The organism is Neolewinella persica DSM 23188, assembly GCF_000373105.1.
GTDB lineage: Bacteria > Bacteroidota > Bacteroidia > Chitinophagales > Saprospiraceae > Neolewinella > Neolewinella persica.
Genome location: NZ_KB890432.1, coordinates 88,787 through 111,069, shown reverse-complemented (window position 1 = coordinate 111,069; position 22,283 = coordinate 88,787). Strand labels below are relative to the sequence as shown.

Genomic DNA, 22,283 nt, shown 5'->3' with positions numbered 1-22,283 from the left:
CTGACGGGTGTAACGATCTACTTGACGAAGGAGAAATGGACCTGCTTTTCGCTTTATTGGAGTAGTTGCTTTATCTTGCAGTAACTTTAAAAACATAGGCCTTTTGAGTTTTTCTTGAAGTGTGAGAACTCCTCGAAAATACACAAAAGGCCTAATTTTTTGTCATCGCCAAAATTCGGGATGACTCATGTTTGTTTCTAGCCAGGACCTACTGCTTTCTAAAGAAAGGCTAAGGCGTGAAACGAATTCCATATACATCGGTAAAGCGTCCTATTATTCCCCAGCCAAAGAAATCGCTGGCGACCGCGATCATAAGCTCTGTTTTTCCCTTTTGGAACGGTAGTTGGATTCGGCTATTCTCGAGACTAAGGCGACCACTGGGCTGTTTTTGAATCGGATAGCCGTAAGTATTTTGCCCTGTGTATGCCGGATATCCATTAACGAATACCCATACATCGTCACTAAAACCCAGGTCAATCTGCTTGAGCTGATCGATGTCGGAATAAACGGTCGCCTTCAGCCAAATGACCTTACGGTTTCCCTCAATGAAAGGACTTGAGTCGTGGCGGATAAGGTTAACCATGCCGAATCGTTCGGTTGCTGTTGCTGTCCAGCTGGCTGTTGAGTCGGGGATATCCTCGGAGGTGACCGTTTGCCCTTTAGGCAAAAGGACTGCCGGGCTTCGCTGCCAGTTGCGTAGGTACCGAAGGTCGTTTTCAGTAACGTCGGCACCTTTCTTACTGGGAAGCCCCTCTGTTTTACCCGGGTAAATAGTTAAGTTAGCGTATATACCATTACCGCCCAGGGACAGACCTCCGGCAGCGTCTCTTCCAAGTAGTTCCGGAATCCAGAGTACCTCGTCTTCGTTAAGGTATACTTTCATTTGCTGTTTAGAAACCACCAGCTTAAGGTGATTCCATCCTTCTTGTTTGATCGCAGCTCCGGCTTGATAGGGGAAGAGAACATCCCAAAGGTTGGTGGCCCTGAGATGGGGAGCGTACTGAATACCGCCTTCCTGGACTTTTCCCTCGGGATCAAAGTTTCGCAGGTACACGAATTCGCTGTAATCCGTTACCTGGGGCTCATTATCTTTTGCTGTGCGACGGAAGTTAATGCCGCAGAATCCGAGATCTGTAGCTTGGTAATCCAACTCAATGATGCCGGTACTGAAATTAAGGTTTTTAGCTACGGCCTCGTCAGGGCCGGTAATTTTCATGGCTGGCACTCCCTGATGGGTAAGGAAGGTAGTGGAGGAATCAACAACACTCCAATTGGCAGGCTGGAAAGGGAAGGTATCCTTTTGCGCCGTCAGGGTAATTGAAATGAAAAAGCTGATAACCAGTAAGATAAGTATTCGCATATGAAATGGTATTTTTGTCAAAGTTCCATGGCTATCGGCGCTACCCAAAATCTTACGCCGGTCAGATTAATTCATTTTTGTTCATTTAGCTAAATGTCTGATAATCATATAAATAGCGGGGTTCGGGATCAGGAGGCATTAAACGAATTGCGTAGTGCGATAGAAGATAAATTGGGCTGGGGACAAGGGGCAGAGTGGGGGGGAGCCGATTTTGAACGCTTGAGTGACATGGTTTCCGACGAGACGGGCAAACGATTAAGTGTAAGCACGCTTAAAAGACTGTGGGGGAGAACCTCTGCTAACGTTCGGGCAAGCAGAACGACACTGGATATCCTTTCCACGTTTGTGGGAAAGGAATCGTGGCGAGCGATTACAGCAAAAGCGTTACCAATTACTGCAAGAGGAACTAAGTCGAGTAGACGGACCCACTGGTTTGTTTTAGGCTCAATTCTTACAGCGCTTCTATTAATGGTTTTTGTCCTGGTTAGCTTCCTCTATCCAGCAAAAAGCTCCGACCGTAGTTTGCTGATCGATATAAGTCGTGTTTCTTTCTCAGTTGAAAAGGTGACCACTGGTATTCCCAATACGGTAATCTTTCGTTACGACTTGGATGGACAGCCGGTCGACAGCCTGGAATTGCAACAAAGCTGGGATGCAAGACGAAGAGAAGTCCTGGATACTGGGCAGAGCCTGGTGACCTCCACATACCATAGCCCTGGATATTATCTTGCTAAGTTAATTGCCGACGGTGTAGTACTGGACAGCCAACACGTCTATCTCCCCAGTAATGGCGTAGAAGTCGTAGAGATAAGAGAAGAAAGAGAAGAGGTGCTATACCGGCCGACAATACCACTGACGTGGCAGCAAGGAGTTCTGAGCTATGATCCCGAAATAAAGGAGCGTAATAAAGCAGATAACCACTTGGGCTATCAACTCTCCAATTTACTGCCAACGCCGGACATCAGCGAGGATACTTTTACACTAGCGATGGAGCTGCGCCTAACTCAAGGAACTGGTGATAACCACTGTAATCCGGTGTTGATCTTCGTTACCGGAGCAGAGGACGTTTACTTTTTTGGCTTGGGGCATCCCGGTTGTGCCGGAGAATTTCAATGCTTCTTTGGTGGCGAATCTATTTCGGGGAAGGACCACGATTTATCGAGCCTGGGCTTCTTGCCAGGAGTATGGGTTAGGATCACGGTCATTAAATCCGGTAAGGAGCTACGCTTAAAGGTTAACGACAATGTATTGACCATCAGCACGCAAGCTCCCGGTATTGGGCGGATCGGTGGGGTTTCTTTGCAGTCTCAAAATTTGATCGAATTACGTGGGCTCTCCTTATTGGATTCCACCAAGCATCTGGATTTATTGGGCGAAGAATTTCGTTGAAGGAAATTCCTTTGTCAAGCAACCTTTAATTTCCTCTGCCCGGAGAGCCTCCCAGCAATCCAAACCGTAGATTTGTCCGTACCTTGCCCCAAAGCAGATTTTTCCGCCATCTATGGTATATCCCTTACTCACCGAAGCCCGGGCCACCGGCAAAAAACTACTGGCCGTGCTCATTGACCCGGACAAAGCCCGGCGGGATAACCTGCGGCAGCTGGCCGACTATGCAAATGCCGGTAACGTCGATGTTTTCCTTTGGGGAGGAAGCCTGGTTAATGCCCCGCAAGCTGAGTACTACCTCAAGCTGCTCAAGTCCTCCCTCAACGGAACACCGATCATTCTCTTTCCGGGTTCCGTGTACCAGTTGGACGCTCAGGCAGATGCTTTGTTCTTATTGTCCCTTATCTCTGGCCGTAACCCCGATTTACTGATTGGCCGCCACGTACAGGTTGCCAGCAGGATCAAGCAAATGAAACTGGAGGCCATACCCACCGGCTACATCCTGATCGATGGTGGTAAACCAACGTCGGTTTCCTATATGAGTAATACTACGCCTATCCCCGCCGACAAACCACCCATTGCGGCAGCCACCGCCCTTGCCGGTGAACAGTTGGGGATGAAGGTGATCTACATGGATGCCGGTAGTGGTGCTCAACATCCGATCGCCGGAAAAGTAATCAAAGCTGTTCGTAATGAAGTAGGCTTACCCATTGTTGTGGGGGGAGGTATTCGCACCCCAGCTCGTGCCGCGCTGGCGCTGGAGGCTGGGGCAGATATGATTGTAGTTGGTAACGGCCTTGAGAAAGACAGCAATTGGTTGCCAGAATTGGCCGCAGCGGTGCGTGCTGCCTCCACTAGTGATCCTGAACTGAAGACAGCGGGGGCTGGAGTGCATGACAAGTAGGTCATCAACAAGGTTGCGGACTTTCGGGGTTTGTTTTTAGTAGCCTGGAAGGCTGGCACTTTTCCTGACATAAATCTTAAAAAACGGAAATGTAACCCAGGTGGACTTTAGGCCCTCCGAGGTCAACCTGAATACCATTCCGCCGGCCCAATGCAAGACTTAGCCCAAAAACACCAGCTCGGGTATCGAAGGTTACGCCGGCACCAAAGCCAACTGGGTAGTCTATTGGAATGTCTGGTCGGGTTTTGTTCCGGAGGTTTACCCGTCCGGCGTCAACAAAGCCGTAGAGGTAAGCATTCCCGCCGAGGAGCAGACGCATTTCGGCGGTAAGCACCACGTAGTCCCGGGCAAAGATCGACTGTTCGTCAAACCCTCGAAGCAACTTGGCTCCACCAAGCCGATATTGCTCGTTGGGTAAAACAACGTTGCTGCCAAAAATGCCAGCACCTTTAAGGCCCAGGTAAATAACGGTTCCGGTAAGTGGGTCCAGGTAAGCATCAAAGCTGGCAGCCAGTTGCACCTGCCCTGAGTTTGCGGCAAGGCTATCGGTGTCCAAAACGTCGGGCAGCCGGCGGAAGCCGGCTGCGGCGCTGAGGTCAAAGGCATAGCCCCGTCGTGGGCTGAAGCGCCGGTCGGTCCGGCTGCGCCGGGCCTGTAATCCGAAGAAGGATCGGATGACGCCCAGGGTGTCGGGTAATTCGTTGGTGGGGCGGTTTGGCCCAACATCCTGGCCAGGTACGATTGAACGCCGGTTTTCCCAGAAAACCGAAAACCGGTCATTGCCCTCGCGCAGGTAGGTGGCGGCCAGCCGCCAATTGAGGTTAAGGAAGGAGGAGTCCCGGCGATAGAGGTCTAGTTTTCCTTCAAAACCAAAAGGCAGACCGAAGAGAAATGGGTAGTCAACGGCAAGCTCGAGTTCCTGAGTTTGCGGGCGTAGCTGCTCAAAGCGAAGCGCTACGCGCTCTCCCTGGCCGAAGCCATTGTACAGTTCTCCATTCAGGTCACCGGTGATCAGCAGTTTCCCCGTCTGATTACTATTGGGGAGCACACCGATGACGAAGTCAAAGCGGCTAGCGGGTTTACGCTCCAACGGCAGGTCGAAGAAGGCCAGACTGTCCTGAAAACTGATGCGGGGAGTACCCTTAAGATTGAGGTACGGGAGCTGTCGCAGCCGGTTCCCCAGTTGGCGGATGCGGCGCTCCCGGTAAGGTTCTCCTGGCTGAAGGCCAAGGTAGCGTTCCAGGAATACCGTACGTATACGGGCGCCTTCGGGTGCCCTAACTTCCCCAACGCGAATTAGCGGGCCGGTCGCCAGGTCAATCTGTGCGTTTAGCTGGCCGGGAGCGACCCAGTTTACGTCGGTCAGCCTGATGGCGGCGAAGGGGTAACCGGCATCGGCGGCGCGAACGAGGGTACTGTCTCGTGTCGCCGTCCATTCTTGCGGCCGGAGAGGACGGCCGTTGGTAAAACGCTGCGGTCGGAAACCTGCTTTGCGTAACCAGGTACGGACGTTCTCGTCTGCCGGAGGCTCTAGTCCGGCCCAGCTGTACGGCGGTCCGAGGTGGAGAATGGCCTGGAGGTCATTTCCCTCCCGGTAGAGGCTATCCACCGAAGCCTCCCAATAGGCCTTAGCCTGCTGTTGGGCGACCCATTCCTCAAGAAAGACCACTGCGGCCAGGCTGTCGGGAAACTGCTCTGGGGTATCCGTCCACTCAAAGTCGGTAGAACGAACCAGGAGGCGGAGCGGACTTTGCCCCGAAACCATTCCCTGCACCTGCGTCAGCGCCCAAAAGAGTAAAAGGATACGGATCATTGTTGGGGAAAGAACGGTAGGGGTGGGGGAGAGGTTGTGCCGGCAAAGCCCTCAGATGTACTTCCGTAGAAGTACGGGCTGGGTTGTACGGTATGAGGAGACATGTCTTAAATATGTAGAAGTACGACAAAGATTGTGATGCCGCGATAATTTCCTTGCTCGGTCTTGTCGTAAATATGTAGAAGTACGACAATCTTTATCTCCCCAACTCCTCCCGCTTTTAAAGACCAAGCGAATGTACTTCCGTAGAAGTACGGGCTGGGTTCTCCTGACAGCTGAAAAACACCGCCCAAGCAAACGTACTTCCGTAGAAGTACGGGGAGCCCGGAAATACAGATTCTACCCCCGCCTTAAAGACCGGGCAAAGTTACTAAGCACCACCATCGCCGTCAGCAACATCGCGATCCGGGAGACGATGTCCCCAAACCTGACGTAGGGCGTTCGTGCATCGTTCAGTTGCAGCGTTCCCCGCAGGAAACCCGCCTGATTGTACCTGGTACGACTGATGATCTTTCCCCGCTGGTCGATGAAGGCACAGGCGCCGACATTGGCCGAACGGACGACCGCCCGACGGGTCTCGATGGCCCGCAAGCTACTGAACCAAAGGTGCTGCCGATGACCAGCGGTATTGTCCCACCAGCCGTCGTTGGTCATCACGAAAACGGCTTGCGCGCCTTCGCGGATGTAGTCAGTGAAGTATTCTCCGAAGACGGATTCGTAGCAAATAACCGGGGCAATTTTTGCGATCGGCGAACGCAGTGGTAATCGTTCCTCCTGGGTGCCTCGCCCGGCCACTGAGCCACCTACACTGGCCACAAGTGGCTCCATGAATGGCAGGACATCACGAAAAGGAAAGGACTCTGCACCCGGGACGAATACTCCTTTGCGGTAGGTTTGAAAAGAATCGTCCTCCAGATTAACCTGGATAGCGGCGTTAAGTGCTTCAATGGCCAGTTCGGACCCGTCCTGGCGTGGGAAGTATCGTACGGCTTTCGTTACCGGCTCTCCTTCGTTAAATATCTTGTAACCATCAAAACCGGTCACCAGGTATTTTGCGCCCAGCCCTTTTAGCCCTGCTTGAAGTAACTGCATCGGTCGGTTATTCAAGGGTTCCCCCTCCACGATCTGACCAAAACTGGTCTCAGGGTAAAGCAGGTAATCTGCTGGCCCTACGGCAAGCGCAGCTTTGCTTAATCGGAGGAAGGTATCCAGCGGCGCCGATTGCATCCGGTCCGCAAATTTCTCAAAGTGGGGCTCAAAATTGGGCTGAATAGAAGCCACTGTAATGGTGTCGCCCGCAGGCGGTGTATAGGAAGCGTAGCGTGCCAGGGAGCCAAGTATCGGCAGCGCAACGAGGAGGGCAAGGGGTAGGGGAAAAGCCTTTTTTTGTGGCGAGGACGCAGGTGCAAAGAAGGTTTTAAAAGCAAGGTAGTTGCACCCTAATATCCAGGCCGTACCGCCGAGTACGCCCGTTACTTCGTACCACTGGATCAGGCTGGGCCATTGGGCAAAGCCGTTGCCCAGGGTCAGCCAGGGCCAGTTTAATTCCCAGTTGTAATGGAAGTGTTCGAAGGCAACCCAGCAGACGGCAAAGGCCAGAAAGGCGACTTTGGGTGACTTTCGACCCGTCCAATACAGGGCCAGCCAGGGTAGAGACATCAGGGCACTGTTGGCCAGCATGGCAAACAGCCCGGCGCCAAATGCGGTATTTGTTACCCAGTAGGACGCCAGAATGTTGAACAGTAAAAAGGCACTGAAACCGTGACGGAATACTTTGCCGTAGCCCGCATCGGCTGCCATCAATCGGCGGTATAGTAAAAACATTGGTACAAAGGCTACCAGCAACAGCAAGGGGATTGGCAGGATACCGGGAAAGCCGAGTCCGAGTAGCACGCCGGTCAGTCCGCTCAATTTATTGTCTTCAAGGACCTCCCCGCTTTTTCGGTAAGTCCGCAGCAGCCACGTGCCGCCGAAGGCGGCCAGGTAAAAGGCCAGCGGAGCGTAACTCCAAAGTTCCTCCTGGGTCATTCGCCAGTACATCCAGCCGGCAACGAAGAGGGCAAGGGCCAGCAGTGCGAAGCCTAAGGAGCGGAAAGTGGAATGTGCCATGGTGCGAAGATATATTTTTACCCACTTAGGAACGTCATAAGCAAGGTTACGTGTGTAGCACAAATTGAAGATTTTCGGCTCGGACGCCCGTGGACTCCTTAGCCCTTTCACTGCTGAGCAGTTCCAAGGCACGGAACGCCATTGAGTCCTCGTCTCCCTCAGGATCCCGTAGCGTCGACCAAACCCTGAAGCGAAGCGGAGGGGGTTAGTTGACCTGCGGGCGTCCGAACTCATCCACTAGCAGGTGGTGCATCTCGTCATACACACCAAGGTTATAACCAAGTTTTCTCTTCCCCTTTCTTTCCCCTTACTTCCCTTTGGGGGAGGGGGTAAAAAAGATACAGCGCTTTCCAGTAAAGGAAAGCGCTGTAATCAACTAACAAGTTCAATAACACGATACCGGTAATTTCGATGTTGAAATCTAGCGAAATAACGTGTTCGAGTTATTTGTTTACTTATTCGTTGCGTAGTCGACGATATCAGACTTAGAAACGGCGAGGGTGTAGATCACTAAACCAAAGCCAATTTTGTTGATCGCATCACCAATGTTATAGAATAGGTCGAGGGTTTCAGCAGGCAATACGCCGTCCAGGAAGCCACCAGGAATGGTCATGTACCCAATCGGGTAGATGGCCCAGCCGGCAAGTACGAACCATTCAAGTGCTTTGATGGCACCTAATAACCTTGGGTCGTTGCTATTGACGGCCAATTTCTTAGCAGAGCCGAACCATGCTTCGTAGAGGATGCCCACGTAGCCAACGGTTGAGATTACGCCCCAAAGAATGGACTGGCTGCGGAAAACGGTTTCACCCAGATAACCGGCGATCAGCATCAGCAGGGAGTATCCGATCATTTTCCAGAGCAGGCCCTGCTTGGCTCCTACGGCGCGCAGAATCAGGTAGAACTCCACACACATCAATGGAACGGTGAGGATCCAGTCAATGTAACGGAATTCAGTAGGTGAGGTACCCGTTTCTGCCCAAAAGTCACGCATGTAGAAGTAATGCACAGCAGCAATGAAAGTAATGAGCCCGGCAATGAGCATACTGTCCCGCCATTTTCCTTCTACCTGAGTAGTTTGAAAGAAGAAGAAAACAGTGGCGGCCATCATGGCCATAGAACCGATGAAAAAAGTGAATCCTACGTAGTCTCCAGACTGGATACTAGCGAGGAAAAGAGAAGGAAACGATAATAAAGCATCCATTTTATAAAGGATTTAATGAGTAATAGTTAACTCCTCTTCTGCCCTTGTGGAGGAAGGAAGCGGAGAGTGGGAAAGATTGAATTGTTTGATCGTATCATCGGTCAGGCCCTCGGCGGAGCGGGGAGACCAATGGGCGTAGAGCAGCTCTACGAGTAGCATGTGAGGTAAGGTGAGGAGGGATATGAAAATGAATACACCACCGATGACGGCTGGCTGTAGCGCTGTTTCAGGGCCGGGACCGAACCAAATAATGAGGCAAAAACTAAGCGCACCCAAAACGGTCATGGCAACTTCTACAAAAAGCTGACGACGGAGCGTTGGCGAAAGTCTGAGCTTGAAAAACTGTAGTTGATCTTTTGCCGAAGCCAGGGAATGCCAGAATACGAAGTAGACCGAAAAACCCAACAACAGGCTGTTCGTTAAGAACATCGTGATTAGTAATGCGTAAGCCAATGTCTCCACCGCTAACCGCCTGGTACTAATTCGCCGTTGCCACCACAGTACGATGATCATCAGGCCATTTAAAACCCGGTTACCCCGATAAAATAATACACGTCGGTGGTGCTGGGAGGAGTAATGACCACGGCGCCGGTCATCGCTTGAACTATAGTAATGGCCTCCTCTGCATGAAGGAGGATCGGGGTGAGCAAGATGCCAATACCCCAAAGCAAGTAGTGCCCCCTTTCTAAAATTACGTGGCCATAGTAAAGGTTAACCCAGTTGGATTGTCCGAAGTGGTAGACTGACAATAGCATGAAAATGAAAAATGCCACCACCGGCGAGAGCCACCAAATCAGACCATACGCTGCAATAATGGCCAGGTAAGCGAGGTAGAAGCTGATTTTTTTACCCCGGCGTTGACCATCCTGTAATGCAAGAAATAAGCCGTGGTCCGTTGCACCATGTGGCAGACCCAGTAGTAGCATCATACCAAGGACCAGGAAAGGTTCCCACGAGCTTAACATCCCGGAAGCAAAGCTCCCAAGAAGGATAAATACGGCCGTAATAGCCATGACAAGCAGGTTGACCCCGCCTCGGGAAGGAGACTTGGAATGCATGATAAATTACTAATGCTCGTACGCCCCTGACAAGATTGTCAGGGTACGAAAAAATGAAAATTTGAAAAAATGGGAGAAATGTGTGTTTGCGCTTTTTAAAATAAAAAATATACCCAAATAGGTGGCGCGCTACAATATTCTAAATTCGGGGGCCTAACGTGATATCCTTCTGATGGTTCAAAGGGGTTGAAAAAACAGGATAATTATTTTTTCTATTGCCGACTTTACCCCATCACCTCCTTCAATATCTTAAACGAATTAACCTCCCGCATTCCTTCGATGTGGTACTGATAAAAGCGGAGCAGGTCGTTCAGTAAACCCGTTCGTTCGGCACGTGTGGAGGTAATTTCCGGCAGTTCGTCCCGGTTGGCGTGGAGCAGGCGGAACATCAGTGCGGCGCGGGTCTCGTCAATGTATTCCGGGTGGCCGGGGTGGCCACCGGTGAACTGGCCCGTCTTTAGGTCAAATAGTGGCGTGGCGTCAGTCCAGATACCGGAAGGTAAAAAACCAAGGTGGGCGGTTAGCTCCAGCATAAAGTGGTGGTGCAGGTGCGTCACCGGCCCGGTGGTGGTGTCCAGAAATTCGAAGGCAGCGTATAGGAAGTCGAATAACGCCGGGTTCTCTTCAGACTCCCGGATGGCATTGCGGGCAACCTCCAGCATGAAAAGGCCGATGGTTCCGCGGAAGACGTCAAAAGGAATCTGGGTATACACGTGGGCCGGCCGTACTTCCTTCAGCCGGGTCAGGTCTTTACCTTCGCGTTCGTAAGCGACCAGGTCTACCAGGTTCATCGGCTGAACCAGGCTCGCGGGTGTCTGGCTCCGGGCCTTCCTGACGCCGCTAACGATGTACTTCCGGATGCCCTTAGCCTCGGTGAAGACCTCCAGGATCAAGCTGGAGTCGCCGTATTTGGTGGCGCGAAAGATCAGACCACGGGTTTTGATAAGCATGGAGGCGTAAAGAAGTAGGTACTTTGAGTCAACAAGATAAAGGACATTCAAGTTGGACTTATAACACCTGATATCTTTAAAGATAAGCATATGCTAAGATCCTTACTTTTCCTTCTGTTGCCACTTGGCCTGCAGGCGCAACCCCGTACCGATAAACCTTGCGAGATAATACCACCAGCTTGTAACTGTGGTGGTGAAATATCTGCTGCGCTAGATGCTTTGAAGAAAAATAAGGCCTTCCAACGACGGGATGAGGAGGAATTTGCTAATCACCTCAAACGAGTCAATACAGAACTGGCTGCAGATCCTGACGGCAACCTGAACTGCTCTTTTTACCTTGGATATCTGCTTTACGGAATACGCGACGGGCACGCTTATGCGCGTCCTGCTGAACCTAAATACCTTTGTATTCGAGGCACGGAAGCCTATGAAAAGGCTATCCGTAGTTCAGAATATTTTAAAAGGACGCCTCGGTTTCAGGGGACTTTGACTGCGTTACGGAAGGCGTTATCTGTTGGAGAAGACGAAATAACCGGTGTCTTTTATTCTGGGGCTGGCATCCCTTTTGGACTTCTGCCCACAGAACGTAAGGGTGAATATGCGGCATATGTACTTGCAGACAGTTTAAAGAGCTGGGATGCAGGCCAGGAATACTTTCGCCTTTTTGCCATGCCAGGGGCGTACGCCGCGTTTATGCGTGATGATATGCACCGACCATATTTTTATCGAGGTAAATCTTTGGCAGGGTTATTGCGTACGTTTGGTTTAACGAGGGAAGAAGGTAAAGGTGGGTACCGTCGGCCGGGAAAGGAATTGATTTCCGGTAAGGTAGTGTCCCTGAAGCCTGGCGTTGGGTATCTCTACATTGAAAGCTTCGAAGGCAGTAACTCAAATGTGAATATGCTTAATGCGGGTTATGACAGCCTGAGGCTGCAACTGCGGTCTCTTAAGCACCTGGTCATCGACGTACGAAGTAACGGGGGAGGAGGAGCACGAGCCTTCAAAAAATTGCTTAAGGTCCTCGGTGGGTATTCTTACCCACTCCAGCTCCATCTGCTAGTCAACGAAGAAACGGCCAGCGCCGCCGAACTCTTCACCCTGGAAATGAAAAAACTAGGGGCTAAAGTGTACGGTGAGCCTACCCGTGGTGCAGTAGCTTACGGCTATGCCAATAAAGGCGAAACACCAGCTTTTTTCACTCCTTGTGGCAAGTATCGGATTCAGTTGACGGAACGTAGCAATAAACCTAAATCGTTGCTTAGGTTCGAATATGAAGGAATTCCTGCAGATGTGCAGCTAAGTCATGAACAAGACTGGCTGGAACAGTTGTTAGCATACATCTATTGACCAGGGAAACTCGAATTGCCATCCCTTCAGCTTTCCGTACCTTCCGCCCTCCAACCAAGATTTAGCCATTCATGAATTACTTCGAAGAAAGCCTGAACCTCCACCGCTCCCTTAAGGGAAAAATCAGGATCTCCCCTAAAATGGACGTTCGCAGCAAGGACGACCTGTCCCTGGTATACAGCCCCGGCGTTGCTGAGCCGTGCCGGGCCATCGCCGCTAACCCCGATGATGTTTATAAGTATACCATCAAAAGTAATACCGTTGCCATCGTTACTGACGGCTCCGCCGTTCTCGGCCTGGGAGACATCGGTGCCCTCGCCTCCATCCCCGTGATGGAAGGTAAAGCCATGCTCTTCAAAAGATTCGCCAACATCGATGCCTTTCCCATCTGCCTCGATACCCAGGACGTCGAAAAGATCATCGAAACCGTCAAACTCATCTCGCCGGTCTTTGGCGGCGTTAACCTGGAAGATATTTCCGCTCCAAGGAGCTTCGAGATTGAGCGCCGTCTCCAGGATATCGGTATTCCCGTTTTCCATGATGACCAGCACGGTACGGCCATTGTTACCCTCGCGGGCCTGCTCAATGGGTCTAAACTCGTAGGCAAGAAGATGGAAGACCTCAAGGTCGTCATCAACGGCGCCGGCGCAGCCGGCATCGCCATCGCCCGCCTGCTCAAAGCCGTCGATAATCCTGATTCTCCCCTGGCTACACCAGTGAAGGATATTGTTATGTGTGACAGCAAAGGGGTTATCCACGAAGGACGGGACGACCTCAACTACGCAAAGAAAGAAGTCCTCGAATTCACCAATGCTGAGAACAAAACCGGGACACTTAAAGACGCCATCGTCGGCGCAGATGTATTCATTGGCGTATCCATGCCCAACCTCATGGACCGACACGATGTAGCCACCATGGCCAAAGACAGCATCATTTTTGCCATGGCTAATCCGGTCCCGGAGATCATGCCCGATGAAGCCAAAGCTGGTGGCGCTGCCATTGTTGGTACCGGCCGCAGCGACTTACCTAACCAAATCAACAACGTCCTTGGCTTCCCCGGTATCTTCCGTGGTGCGCTGGATGCGCGCGCTCCGCGGATCACGCCGAACATGAAGCTGGCCGCTGCGCGGGCCATCGCCGATCATATGCGTAACCCTACCTTTGACAGTGTTATTCCACCAACGCTGGATGAGCAGGTTGCCTGGCGGGTAGCTGATGAAGTTCGCCGGGTGGCGGAGGAGGAGTTTGGGACTAAATAGTTGAGAGGAGTACTGCCGGTTATTGCTTAGAATGAACCTGGCCGTCAATATTACTTAGCATAATATCTACTCCTTTTGTTCGTCAATAATGAAGTACACCTTTGCGGCTTCTTCAAGCTCCGAGGAAATATTGCCATCGTACTGGAAGCTGTATATCTTCCAGGTGGCGTTAGGTTTGTAGAACTGAAATGTGTACCGAATTGGCTGCCTGTCGAATTTGACTAGATAGCTTCTCAGTACGTAGCTGTCAGAGATTTTTTTCTCCGTAATTAGTTCGTAGCCATAATACTTGCCAACATAGTCCTCATTCAACCCTTCAATCTGATTTTTTAGTTTTAACACCGCATCTTGAGATTTATTGATCCAGGAATTGGTGGAATAGAGTTCATCTAATGCTTCAGAAGAACCTTTTTCTACGTATGTTTTAAAAAACTGTTCAGATAGTTCATTAGGGCTGCTTTGAGCACTAACACTCCCAATGAGCATAGTAAAAGTAAGGCAGAGTAGTAATTTCATGGAGCTAAAGGTCATAGATGCTTATTTTTAAATTTATACCTGATGAATTGGAATTAGAGGAATTCTGGTACGGGCCGGTAGTTATAGTGTCCCAATGCGGATTGCTTGTAATTCTGACGCCACAATATTGATCGCATTTAAAGTTTTGCCCAAGCCAATGTACGTGATGTCGGAACCACTTCAGAAGTTACGAGGGAGGGCGTAGTAGTGCCAAACCAATAAAACCAATAGACCAACGTATCTTAAGCCATAGCAGCTTCAGCATCCGAGACCTTCTCGCTCTCTAACTGGTCCGCATCCGCCATACCATCCCCGTCCAGGTCATCATCTTTCTCTACCCGCAGGTTATCGATGATGAAATCCTGGCGACTAGGTGTGTTCTTGCCCATATAGTAACTCAGGAGTTTATCGATGTCGGTATTCTCGCCCATCACGACGGGCTCCAGGCGGATGTTCTCGCCGATGAAATCTCCGAACTCCTTAGGGCTGATCTCTCCGAGGCCCTTGAAGCGGGTGATCTCCGGTTTGCCACGCAGGGCGTTCATGGCCTCCTGCTTTTCCTGCTCACTGTAGCAGTAATAGGTTTTTTGCTTATCCCGAACCCGGAAGAGCGGTGTCTCCAGAATATAGAGGTGTCCGCCTTCCACCATGTCGGGGAAGAACTGGAGGAAGAAGGTCAGTAGTAGCAGACGGATGTGCATGCCATCAACGTCTGCATCGGTTGCGATGACGACCCGGTTATAACGCAACTCATCCACACCGTCTTCAATATTGAGGGCGTGTTGCAGAAGGTTGAACTCTTCGTTTTCGTACACCACCTTCTTGGTCTGCCCGAAGCAATTCAGCGGTTTTCCCCGCAGGGAGAAAACGGCTTGGGTTTGCACGTCCCGGGCAACGGTAATGGAGCCACTGGCCGAGTCACCCTCCGTGATGAAGATGGTGGTAGCCAGCTTCTGTTCGTCCGTATGCTTCTTGTTGCTGGAGTTGTATTGCACCCGGCAATCGCGAAGCTTTTTATTGTGGAGGTTCGCTTTTTTCGCCCGCTGGTTGGCCAGCTTTTTGATGCCCGCAATTTCTTTACGCTCCCGCTCTGATTGCTTGATGCGTTTTTCCAGCGCCTGGGCAGTATCCGGATTTTTGTGCAGGAAGTTGTCCAGCTTCTCAACCAGGAAATTCTTCATGAAGGTCTGGACCGTCGGGGAACCCGGGCCCATGTCGGTAGAGCCGAGTTTGGTCTTCGTCTGGGATTCAAAGATGGGGTCTTCTACTTTAACGGCAACGGCGGCCACCACACTTCCCAGAATGTCTTTTCGGTCGTAGGATTTGTTGAAGTGCTTCTGGATAGCGTCGACCATCCCCGACTTAAAAGCATTGAGGTGGGTACCGCCCTGCGTGGTGTGCTGGCCGTTGACAAAGCTGAAATAAGTCTCCCCGTAGGCATTGCCGTGGGTAATGGCCACTTCCATGTCTTCCTCTTTGAGGTGAATGACGGGATAGCGTTGCAGTTCTTCACCAATCTTTCGTTCCAGCAGGTCCTTCAGGCCATTCTTACTGACCATCGTTTTACCGTTGAAAATCAATTTCAGGCCGGCATTCAGGTAGGCGTAGTTCCACAGTTGGTTCTCGATGAAGTCTGAGCGGTACTTATATTTCTTAAAAATATCGTGATCAGCCCGGTAACTGATGAAGGTGCCGTTGGGCTCCTTTGTCTTGACCTGGTTGTGTTCCTTGACCAGGTTGCCGATGGAGAAATCGGCCTGTTTCATTTTGCCTTCACGAACGGCGTAAACGGTAAACTCTTCGGAGAGTGCGTTGGTGGCCTTAAGACCCACACCATTGAGGCCGACGGATTTTTTAAAGGCCTTGCTGTCGTACTTACCTCCGGTATTCATTTTGGAAACCACGTCGACCACCTTTCCGAGTGGAATGCCCCGGCCATAGTCCCGGACAGAAACAACACCATCGTCCACACTGACAATAATTTCCCGGCCGTGGCCCATCACGTACTCATCGATCGAATTATCGATGACTTCTTTGAGCAGGATATAGATACCGTCATCGGGGCTGGCACCGTCGCCCAGCTTACCGATGTACATGCCAGGGCGGAGCCGGATGTGCTCTTTCCAGTCCAGCGAACGGATGTTGTCTTCGTTGTAAATTACTTCTGCCATTGGTTGTGCTTAACCCTGCAAACATACAAAATCCGGGGCAATTATTTAAACAATTTGTATGGTTAAAATAAAATAACGTTTAATTTATAAATGAGGGAATCAGGCGGGGACGCAGGTGCCAAGGAAAGAATATAGAAGCTGGGTTTAGCAGGTGCCGCTTTTCAGGGTTTCGGAGCTCCAGCTCCGGAGCGCGAAAGGGAGCGCAGCGATTTTGCGCGGTGGGTTGCTTGCTCTGGGTTAGGGCAACTCAAAGAAAGCGAGCCCACTCTGCCCTCGGAGCTGGAGCTCCGAATCCTTAGTTAATCCCAGGTTTCGGAATTCTGAGCCCTGGGCCAGCATCTACCGTTCCCGAATCTCCCGAAGCGTAAACACGAATTTACTCCCTGGCAGGTTGTCGTAATTGAGGTAAACGAATCCATAATCTTCATGGAAGAAGAAGGTCAGCGCCGACGGACCCGCTTCGCCGGTAGTAGTGGCTTTTATTTCCCACACTTCTAGCCTTCCGGCAAAAGGCGTCTCATACTTCCGCTGGCCAATCACCTCATACGTATGTTGGCGAAGCGTACTTTCGGTCAGATCGGTCCAAATGGGGTGGAGGTATTTACTTCCGCCGATTGTCAACTCCCAGTTATAGCGATCACCCTTTTGTATGGGGAGTCGGACAAACGGGTAAGGATTGGCATTGAGCATAGCGAAGTAGAGGTCTCGGCGGAAGGGATGGACCCAGACGTTACGTTCGTTTTCGATTACTCCGGAACCTTCCTTGGGGTACAATGATTTTTTATCGCGGTCGTAGTAATCATATTTGAGGCCCGTTTGGCTGTATCCCGGAATCATCTCCCGCATCTGAGCGCCCATACTGGAGTCTGCGTGAAAGCTTACTTCGGTAATTGTGGCACTGTTGATAATTCCTGGTCCATCGATAGCATGGCCTTCTAAGCCAATGAGGGTCGTATCGCCCTCTGGCGTGATGTAGTAATAGTCGTAAACGAACTCACGACCAAGGCGAAAAATGACGTTGTCTGAGTCATAATCAGTGACGTAAGTCGAATCAGACCACATCAATTCAGCACATATCCCCTCTTCACAATCATAGATAAGGTACGGTGCTTCGGGTGGTAAGGAACAGCTTAGGCATAAGTATAAAAGGAATACGGAGGTAATTAGGCGAAACATAAATGTGTTAATAGGTGAGTCCCTAAGATAAGACCAAGGCTTGGATAAATGCGGCCCTTTGGCTCCTACCTTTCCTTGCACCTGCGGCCGCGCCCCCGAAATGTATTTCCTGACCACTGAACAGCTCCCTTATTCCAGCCCGTATTCCCGGATAATTCGTTCCCGATCTGCCTCCGGCATCAATGCTACGCCCTGTTGACTGCCAAACACCTGCCGGCCGGTTTTCTGGGTGTATACCCGGTCAATCAGCATACGTAGCGGTGCTGCTGCGAGGTTCGCTTTATGAACGGCTTGCTGCACCACGGGTAAATACCGTTCCATCGTTTCCAGTTGGGAGTGCTGAATGACTACCCACATAACGGTTTCGAATTTATCCCCCACCAGATCGTTTCCAATATAGCGGCCGTACACGGCGTACAAAGAGTCAACGATTCGCTCATTCTCCCGATCCAGCGGTGTTTGCAATTTGGGTTGATATTCACCTTTCCTGAAGCGTTGGTCCCGTTCGTCAAGTTTTTGCATCAAGCGGACCAAATCAGGGTCAAGTAAGTAATCCCTGGCATATTGTGTAAGCGAGAAAGGAGGCGTGTCGGCGCTGTCGTCCTGTTCGCATTCCGCCTTGGCCTTTTCCCAATCTTCTCTGATCGGTGTGTACTTCGGGTTGCTTTTTACGGTTTCCCAAAATTCGATCAGGTACTCACAACTTCCGGGTGAAAAGAGAAATTTCTTGAACGCCAAATCAATGGCCTGAGGTGGTTCTTTCAACGTAAGGAAAGCGGAAAGAACATTGAAATAATCCGCCCGGTTGAAATCGGTGGCGTCATCCTCCGTTTGGCGAACGGTTTCCTCCAGTACCATCTGACCAAACGAGTAATCCTTGTCAGAAACCCCCGCGCGTTGAGGAGGCGCGTACCGCAGGGCCTCTTCTTCAAATCCCCCCTCCGTGAAGGCAGGTCTGGTTTCCTGTGCACTCAGGAAACCTACGAGGAAAGAAAAGATAAACAGCAGCGCTATACGGATCATAATATTGGTGTTTCAACCAAAGTTAGCTTCCACAGGGTTAAGGACACTTAAGCTTGGTTAAAGAGGGTTAATGATAGAGGTTGCAGGAGTTGCAATTGTTGCAGCTGGCAGAGAGACTGTTCATCTAAGTGTGTCTACATTACTTTCAAGTTAGACACTACTATTATGGCAAAGAAAAAAACTTCCCCCACGCTCGAAAAGCTGTTTACCGACCCTGTAACCCTGCAACCAGCGCGCAGCGCCCTGCAACCCCTGCAACCGGAGCGCAGCGCCCTTGCAACCTATTCAGCCCCCAACTTAAAGACCACCCCCGCATTCAGTCTCCCACTCTGCCCGATATAAGACCCGTTCAGGACCCACGCCCCACCAAAATTAAGCCCTATCCAGGGTTGAAGGGGAAAGTACAGCGTACCGCCCACCCGGTTCCAGCTGCTGCCGGTTCCGGCGGTCGCCGTCTGCACGCCACTGCCACTTTCAAGTGCGGTAACGAACTCTATCCATGCTTCCGTGTAAAAAAGCTTTCCGCCGTAGCCCGTGCGTAAGAGCAGTGGCCAGGAGGACTGCGCCTCCGGTGCAAACTGAAAGTCAACCCCCGTCTGCCCGTGCAAAAACCACCCGTCATCATGCTGAAACTGGTAAGCTAATCTGCCCTGAAATACCGTGGCCCGTTGGCCCAGCGCGGCGATTCCGATCGTTTCGTAATTGCCCACCGGGTGACTTAACCCCACCGCCGTAAAAAAACGACTGGCGCTGTGTTCCCCACGCTTATCCAGGTTCATGTATTTAAGCCATACGGAGCCATCCTGTAAGCTTCCCACCCGATCATTGGTGCGCATCCAGGGCAAGGTCAGCACCAGGGAGGTGTTTTCCGAAAGACCGGTTTCCACGAAAAGGCTATAACTGATTGTTTCTACGTCCCGGTTTTCCGAGACGTCGTCGGGAAGGAAATAGGTGTCGTAAACCTCCTGGCTGTAACTGACGGCAATCGCAGTTTCTCCTTTCGGAGTGGGGAAGCCACTGATCGGACCCTGAGCAATGGTAAAAGAAAAGGGGATAAAGGAAAAAGCGAGCAGCAGAAAGCGTTGTGTAGAACTCATGTCAAAAAATACATTTGGGGCGGCCAACGGGTTTTGGGCATTGGCGGTCTTTAGTGGCGTTGAGCGGTCATTTTCACGGATTAACCATTCACCAGTACCTGTTAATTATTTGCGAAGGCGGCGCTGGGACCCGTCGGCCCTCGTTAATGACCGGACGACCGTATATTTGCGAACCAAAAGCAAGCCTCCCTTGAGCGATAGTCTCGTAATCATTCCCACTTATAACGAAAAGGAGAACATCGCCAAGATGATCGACACGGTTTTTAACCTGTCCTACCCCTTTCATCTGCTGATCGTTGACGATGGTTCTCCCGACGGGACCTCCGATATCGTTAAAGGCCTCCAGGTTAAGTATGAAGGACGCCTGCATTTGCTGCAACGTGCCGGGAAACTTGGGCTCGGGACGGCTTATCTCGATGGCTTCCGGTGGGGCATGGCGAAGTCTGCAGACTACTACTATTTTTTTGAGATGGATGCCGACTTCAGCCACAATCCTAAAGATCTGGTTCGGCTGCGGGAAGCCTGTGCAACGGGTGGGGGAGATGTAGCCGTCGGCTCCCGTTACACCAAGGGTGGAGGGGTAGAAAACTGGCCGATTGATCGCCGACTGCTATCTTATGGCGCCTCCGTTTACGTTCGGCTTATCACCTGGATGCCAGTAAAGGACTCTACCGCCGGTTTCATGTGTTATACGCGCCCGGTGCTGGAGGCAATCGACTTTGACGCCATCCAGTTTATTGGATATGCGTTCCAGATCGAAATGAAACATACTGCCTGGAAGCTAGGCTACAGGATTGTAGAAGTCCCCATTACTTTTACTGACCGTATCCTTGGAGCGAGCAAAATGCACGGTTCTATTGTGAAAGAAGCGGTGGTTGGTGTGCTGAGCTTACGGTTCCGGAAGGGGTGATACAAAGTAACCACTAAGACTAGGGTGTTCAGTATTTACAATTTACAATTCAGGATGTACAATTTAAAATTTCCCGTCACGCATATCACGCATGTTACACGGTAATTACATATTGTAAATAATGAATTGTAAATTATGGTATTCCCGAAATACTGAACACCCTACCACTAAAGACATTGAGGCACTAAGGGCTACACTAAGGAAAGTGTGATAAGGTGAGAGATGCTACCGGCTTCCGACTATTTTGCTATTGAACTAATCAGGCGCGGCCGCAGGTGCATGGAAAGGACAAAAAAGCAAGGTTGTGCGGCAGCCCAGGCCCGGAGGGCCGTCTCTCGTAGCGAGGGGCCACCGCAGATCCGCAGGATTAAGCGTGGCCCCTCGTTTTCGTTTTGCCTGATGGCTGAGGCCCGAATGTCTCCCCAGATGGACTAAAAAAGAAAGCCCCCAACCGCGCAGTGCGGTCGGGGGCTTTCAAGACTGAATTGACGGTAACCCGCCGGTTTATCAGTTGTCTACGTTCAGTACACGGAACTCGGTACGACGGTTGACGCGGTGCTCAGCTTCAGAACAAGTTACACCGTCGGCACAACGGTTCTTCAGCTGGCTTTCGCCGTAGCCACGGGTTACCAGGCGGCTGCGGTTGATACCACGGCTTACCAGGTAATCTGCAACACCTTTAGCACGACGCTCAGAGAGGTCCTGGTTAGCACCGGCAGAACCGACGCTGGAGGTGTGAGAGTTGATCTGGATACGAGTGTTCGGACGCTCGCGCAGAAGGTTCAGCAGGTTGTCATCTACAACCTGGCGGCTGGTAGCTGTCAGTGCAGCACTACCGTTAGCGTAGTTGATGGGGAGAACGTTGTAGCTAAGCAGCTCACAGTCGATTTCCTCGTAGCTGGTCAGGCCACCTTTGGTGGCAAGTACTTCTTTGGTGATCTCAGTGTAAGTAGCAGGAACCGTTTCGGTGCTCACAGAAGCAGCAACGTCTACAACGCGCTTGCTGATGTTTTCGTAAACAGCATCAACGTCGATGGTGCGAACTTCAGCGGGAGTAGCGATTACTTCCTTCGTGTAAGTAGAAGTCTGGTTAGACGTACGGCTGGTGCTGCTGCTGGCGTCAGAAGCGAGGCGCTGTACTGGAACAGTACGGTACTCAGCTTCGTAGGTGCGGTAACACATTACCTGACAGTCGTTAGGATCGTCAGACTCACAACCTTCGTAGGCAGTGGTTTCCCAACCACCAGATTCTGGCTTGATAAGTACACGCTCGGTAGCATCGGAGAAAGAGGCAGAAGTGACGCTCATGGCTTCACCAGCTGACTGTGACTCGTAAGAAACGGTTTCGGTGCGGAACGTTGCAGGAACGAACTCGTAGCGCTTGTAAGCTTCCTTTACCATTACACGTTCGGTAACGGTCTTGTAGGTAGCAGGAACTACGGAAAGGCGCTTGTAAGCAGGTGCTGTCTGGATGCGTACAGTCTCCGTCTGGTATACGTCTGGAGTTACACAACGAACGTAACACTTGTTTGGATCCGGATTGGTAGGAAGGTTGGAACCCTGGGCTTGTACACCCGCAAACGAGAGCACTAAAGCAGTAATAAGAGATAAAGTAAGTCTCATAGAAATAAGATGTTGTTGATTTAAAAAGAGTAGTATTTAGGTTATTACCCTCCTGAAGTACATCAAGTTCAATGAGAACCATAAGCGATCATCAACCACACTTGCGACGCAAGTGTAGATAGGAATTTGCCTACTTGTTTAGTAACATCATTTTAGGAATAACGCTGCAAATATCGTTGCACGAGACTTTACCTCCAAATCAACGCTTTTCTTTAAGGGCAAGAAAACATTGACTTAAAGCGTATCGTGCTCTGATGTGACGCATTAACGGGACAAGAGTCACAATTAGGGGGACAAGTCTTTTATAAAATTTTCCAGAAAGATTGTTCGACTTCTATCCAATTGGCTGTTTTATAGTGGTTTGAGGCGTTAATCTT

At 50.9% G+C, this 22,283-nt stretch carries 18 protein-coding genes; 5 read left to right on the top strand and 13 right to left on the bottom strand.

What is annotated here, in order from left to right; genetic code table 11:
* Positions 1–229: 229 nt before the first annotated feature.
* Positions 230–1,360 carry a family 16 glycoside hydrolase gene (locus B036_RS0113415; protein WP_020569238.1) on the bottom strand — a complete coding sequence of 377 codons (1,131 nt, stop codon included), beginning with the start codon at positions 1,358–1,360 and terminating at the stop codon, positions 230–232.
* Positions 1,361–1,453: 93 nt separating this feature from the next.
* Between B036_RS0113415 and B036_RS0113410 the strand changes: the two genes are divergently transcribed.
* A complete protein-coding gene (locus B036_RS0113410; protein WP_157472153.1) occupies positions 1,454–2,749 on the top strand; it encodes a hypothetical protein in 1,296 nt (431 codons plus the stop codon).
* A 112-nt stretch (positions 2,750–2,861) separates the two neighbouring features.
* Positions 2,862–3,650, top strand: a complete 789-nt coding sequence (locus B036_RS0113405) for a geranylgeranylglyceryl/heptaprenylglyceryl phosphate synthase (protein WP_020569236.1) — start codon at positions 2,862–2,864, stop codon at positions 3,648–3,650.
* 76 nt (positions 3,651–3,726) lie between these two features.
* Here B036_RS0113405 and B036_RS0113400 read toward each other — a convergent pair whose 3' ends face one another.
* The 6 genes from B036_RS0113400 to recO form a co-directional block, all read right to left on the bottom strand.
* Entirely contained in the window at positions 3,727–5,463 is a 1,737-nt protein-coding gene (locus B036_RS0113400) for a BamA/TamA family outer membrane protein (protein ID WP_020569235.1), read from the bottom strand.
* 339 nt (positions 5,464–5,802) lie between these two features.
* On the bottom strand, positions 5,803–7,572 hold the full coding sequence (lnt, locus tag B036_RS0113395) for an apolipoprotein N-acyltransferase (RefSeq protein WP_020569234.1): 1,770 nt from the start codon (positions 7,570–7,572) through the stop codon (positions 5,803–5,805).
* A 451-nt stretch (positions 7,573–8,023) separates the two neighbouring features.
* Complete coding sequence (locus tag B036_RS0113390) at positions 8,024–8,776, bottom strand: bacteriorhodopsin-like (protein ID WP_020569233.1); 753 nt, start codon at positions 8,774–8,776, stop codon at positions 8,024–8,026.
* Between the two features lie 12 nt (positions 8,777–8,788).
* A complete protein-coding gene (locus B036_RS34445) occupies positions 8,789–9,289 on the bottom strand; it encodes a Brp/Blh family beta-carotene 15,15'-dioxygenase (RefSeq protein ID WP_020569232.1) in 501 nt (166 codons plus the stop codon).
* 8 nt (positions 9,290–9,297) lie between these two features.
* Complete coding sequence (locus B036_RS34440; RefSeq protein ID WP_026231962.1) at positions 9,298–9,789, bottom strand: Brp/Blh family beta-carotene 15,15'-dioxygenase; 492 nt, start codon at positions 9,787–9,789, stop codon at positions 9,298–9,300.
* A 269-nt stretch (positions 9,790–10,058) separates the two neighbouring features.
* Positions 10,059–10,784: a DNA repair protein RecO gene (gene recO, locus B036_RS0113375; protein WP_020569230.1), complete on the bottom strand. Its 726-nt coding sequence runs from the start codon at positions 10,782–10,784 to the stop codon at positions 10,059–10,061.
* A 90-nt stretch (positions 10,785–10,874) separates the two neighbouring features.
* Here recO and B036_RS0113370 point away from each other — a divergent pair, with 90 nt between their 5' ends.
* Both B036_RS0113370 and B036_RS0113365 read left to right on the top strand, forming a co-directional pair.
* Positions 10,875–12,131 (top strand): S41 family peptidase, encoded by a 1,257-nt coding sequence (locus B036_RS0113370; RefSeq protein ID WP_026231961.1) that lies wholly within the window; start codon positions 10,875–10,877, stop codon positions 12,129–12,131.
* 71 nt (positions 12,132–12,202) lie between these two features.
* The gene (locus tag B036_RS0113365) at positions 12,203–13,390 is read left to right on the top strand and encodes an NAD(P)-dependent malic enzyme (protein ID WP_020569228.1); all 1,188 of its coding nucleotides are present in this window, start codon (positions 12,203–12,205) and stop codon (positions 13,388–13,390) included.
* Between the two features lie 66 nt (positions 13,391–13,456).
* Here B036_RS0113365 and B036_RS0113360 read toward each other — a convergent pair whose 3' ends face one another.
* The 5 genes from B036_RS0113360 to B036_RS0113340 form a co-directional block, all read right to left on the bottom strand.
* The gene (locus B036_RS0113360; protein ID WP_211217400.1) at positions 13,457–13,921 is read right to left on the bottom strand and encodes a hypothetical protein; all 465 of its coding nucleotides are present in this window, start codon (positions 13,919–13,921) and stop codon (positions 13,457–13,459) included.
* Between the two features lie 227 nt (positions 13,922–14,148).
* Positions 14,149–16,077, bottom strand: coding sequence for a toprim domain-containing protein (locus B036_RS0113355; protein ID WP_020569226.1), 1,929 nt, complete (start codon positions 16,075–16,077; stop codon positions 14,149–14,151).
* A gap of 339 nt (positions 16,078–16,416) precedes the next feature.
* Positions 16,417–17,253, bottom strand: a complete 837-nt coding sequence (locus tag B036_RS0113350) for a hypothetical protein (protein WP_026231959.1) — start codon at positions 17,251–17,253, stop codon at positions 16,417–16,419.
* A 129-nt stretch (positions 17,254–17,382) separates the two neighbouring features.
* The gene (locus B036_RS0113345) at positions 17,383–18,276 is read right to left on the bottom strand and encodes a hypothetical protein (protein ID WP_020569223.1); all 894 of its coding nucleotides are present in this window, start codon (positions 18,274–18,276) and stop codon (positions 17,383–17,385) included.
* A 281-nt stretch (positions 18,277–18,557) separates the two neighbouring features.
* Entirely contained in the window at positions 18,558–19,373 is an 816-nt protein-coding gene (locus B036_RS0113340) for a hypothetical protein (RefSeq protein WP_020569222.1), read from the bottom strand.
* A 190-nt stretch (positions 19,374–19,563) separates the two neighbouring features.
* Between B036_RS0113340 and B036_RS0113335 the strand changes: the two genes are divergently transcribed.
* Positions 19,564–20,283 (top strand): polyprenol monophosphomannose synthase, encoded by a 720-nt coding sequence (locus B036_RS0113335; protein WP_020569221.1) that lies wholly within the window; start codon positions 19,564–19,566, stop codon positions 20,281–20,283.
* 507 nt (positions 20,284–20,790) lie between these two features.
* On the opposite strand, the gene B036_RS0113330 is transcribed toward B036_RS0113335, so the two are convergent.
* Positions 20,791–21,906, bottom strand: coding sequence for an OmpA family protein (locus tag B036_RS0113330; protein WP_026231958.1), 1,116 nt, complete (start codon positions 21,904–21,906; stop codon positions 20,791–20,793).
* Between the last annotated feature and the right edge of the window lie 377 nt (positions 21,907–22,283).

Bases quoted from the DNA above. Each gene is read 5' to 3' on its own strand.
- B036_RS0113330 (WP_026231958.1), bottom strand. From the start codon at position 21,906: ATGAGACTTACTTTATCTCTTATTACTGCTTTAGTGCTCTCGTTTGCG.
- B036_RS0113345 (WP_020569223.1), bottom strand. From the start codon at position 18,276: ATGATCCGTATAGCGCTGCTGTTTATCTTTTCTTTCCTCGTAGGTTTC.
- B036_RS0113370 (WP_026231961.1), top strand. From the start codon at position 10,875: ATGCTAAGATCCTTACTTTTCCTTCTGTTGCCACTTGGCCTGCAGGCG.
- B036_RS0113400 (WP_020569235.1), bottom strand. From the start codon at position 5,463: ATGATCCGTATCCTTTTACTCTTTTGGGCGCTGACGCAGGTGCAGGGA.
- B036_RS34440 (WP_026231962.1), bottom strand. From the start codon at position 9,789: ATGGCTATTACGGCCGTATTTATCCTTCTTGGGAGCTTTGCTTCCGGG.
- B036_RS0113405 (WP_020569236.1), top strand. From the start codon at position 2,862: ATGGTATATCCCTTACTCACCGAAGCCCGGGCCACCGGCAAAAAACTA.
- B036_RS34445 (WP_020569232.1), bottom strand. From the start codon at position 9,289: ATGATCATCGTACTGTGGTGGCAACGGCGAATTAGTACCAGGCGGTTA.
- B036_RS0113390 (WP_020569233.1), bottom strand. From the start codon at position 8,776: ATGGATGCTTTATTATCGTTTCCTTCTCTTTTCCTCGCTAGTATCCAG.
- recO (WP_020569230.1), bottom strand. From the start codon at position 10,784: ATGCTTATCAAAACCCGTGGTCTGATCTTTCGCGCCACCAAATACGGC.
- B036_RS0113350 (WP_026231959.1), bottom strand. From the start codon at position 17,253: ATGTTTCGCCTAATTACCTCCGTATTCCTTTTATACTTATGCCTAAGC.
- B036_RS0113365 (WP_020569228.1), top strand. From the start codon at position 12,203: ATGAATTACTTCGAAGAAAGCCTGAACCTCCACCGCTCCCTTAAGGGA.
- B036_RS0113355 (WP_020569226.1), bottom strand. From the start codon at position 16,077: ATGGCAGAAGTAATTTACAACGAAGACAACATCCGTTCGCTGGACTGG.
- B036_RS0113340 (WP_020569222.1), bottom strand. From the start codon at position 19,373: ATGAGTTCTACACAACGCTTTCTGCTGCTCGCTTTTTCCTTTATCCCC.
- B036_RS0113415 (WP_020569238.1), bottom strand. From the start codon at position 1,360: ATGCGAATACTTATCTTACTGGTTATCAGCTTTTTCATTTCAATTACC.
- B036_RS0113360 (WP_211217400.1), bottom strand. From the start codon at position 13,921: ATGACCTTTAGCTCCATGAAATTACTACTCTGCCTTACTTTTACTATG.
- lnt (WP_020569234.1), bottom strand. From the start codon at position 7,572: ATGGCACATTCCACTTTCCGCTCCTTAGGCTTCGCACTGCTGGCCCTT.
- B036_RS0113410 (WP_157472153.1), top strand. From the start codon at position 1,454: ATGTCTGATAATCATATAAATAGCGGGGTTCGGGATCAGGAGGCATTA.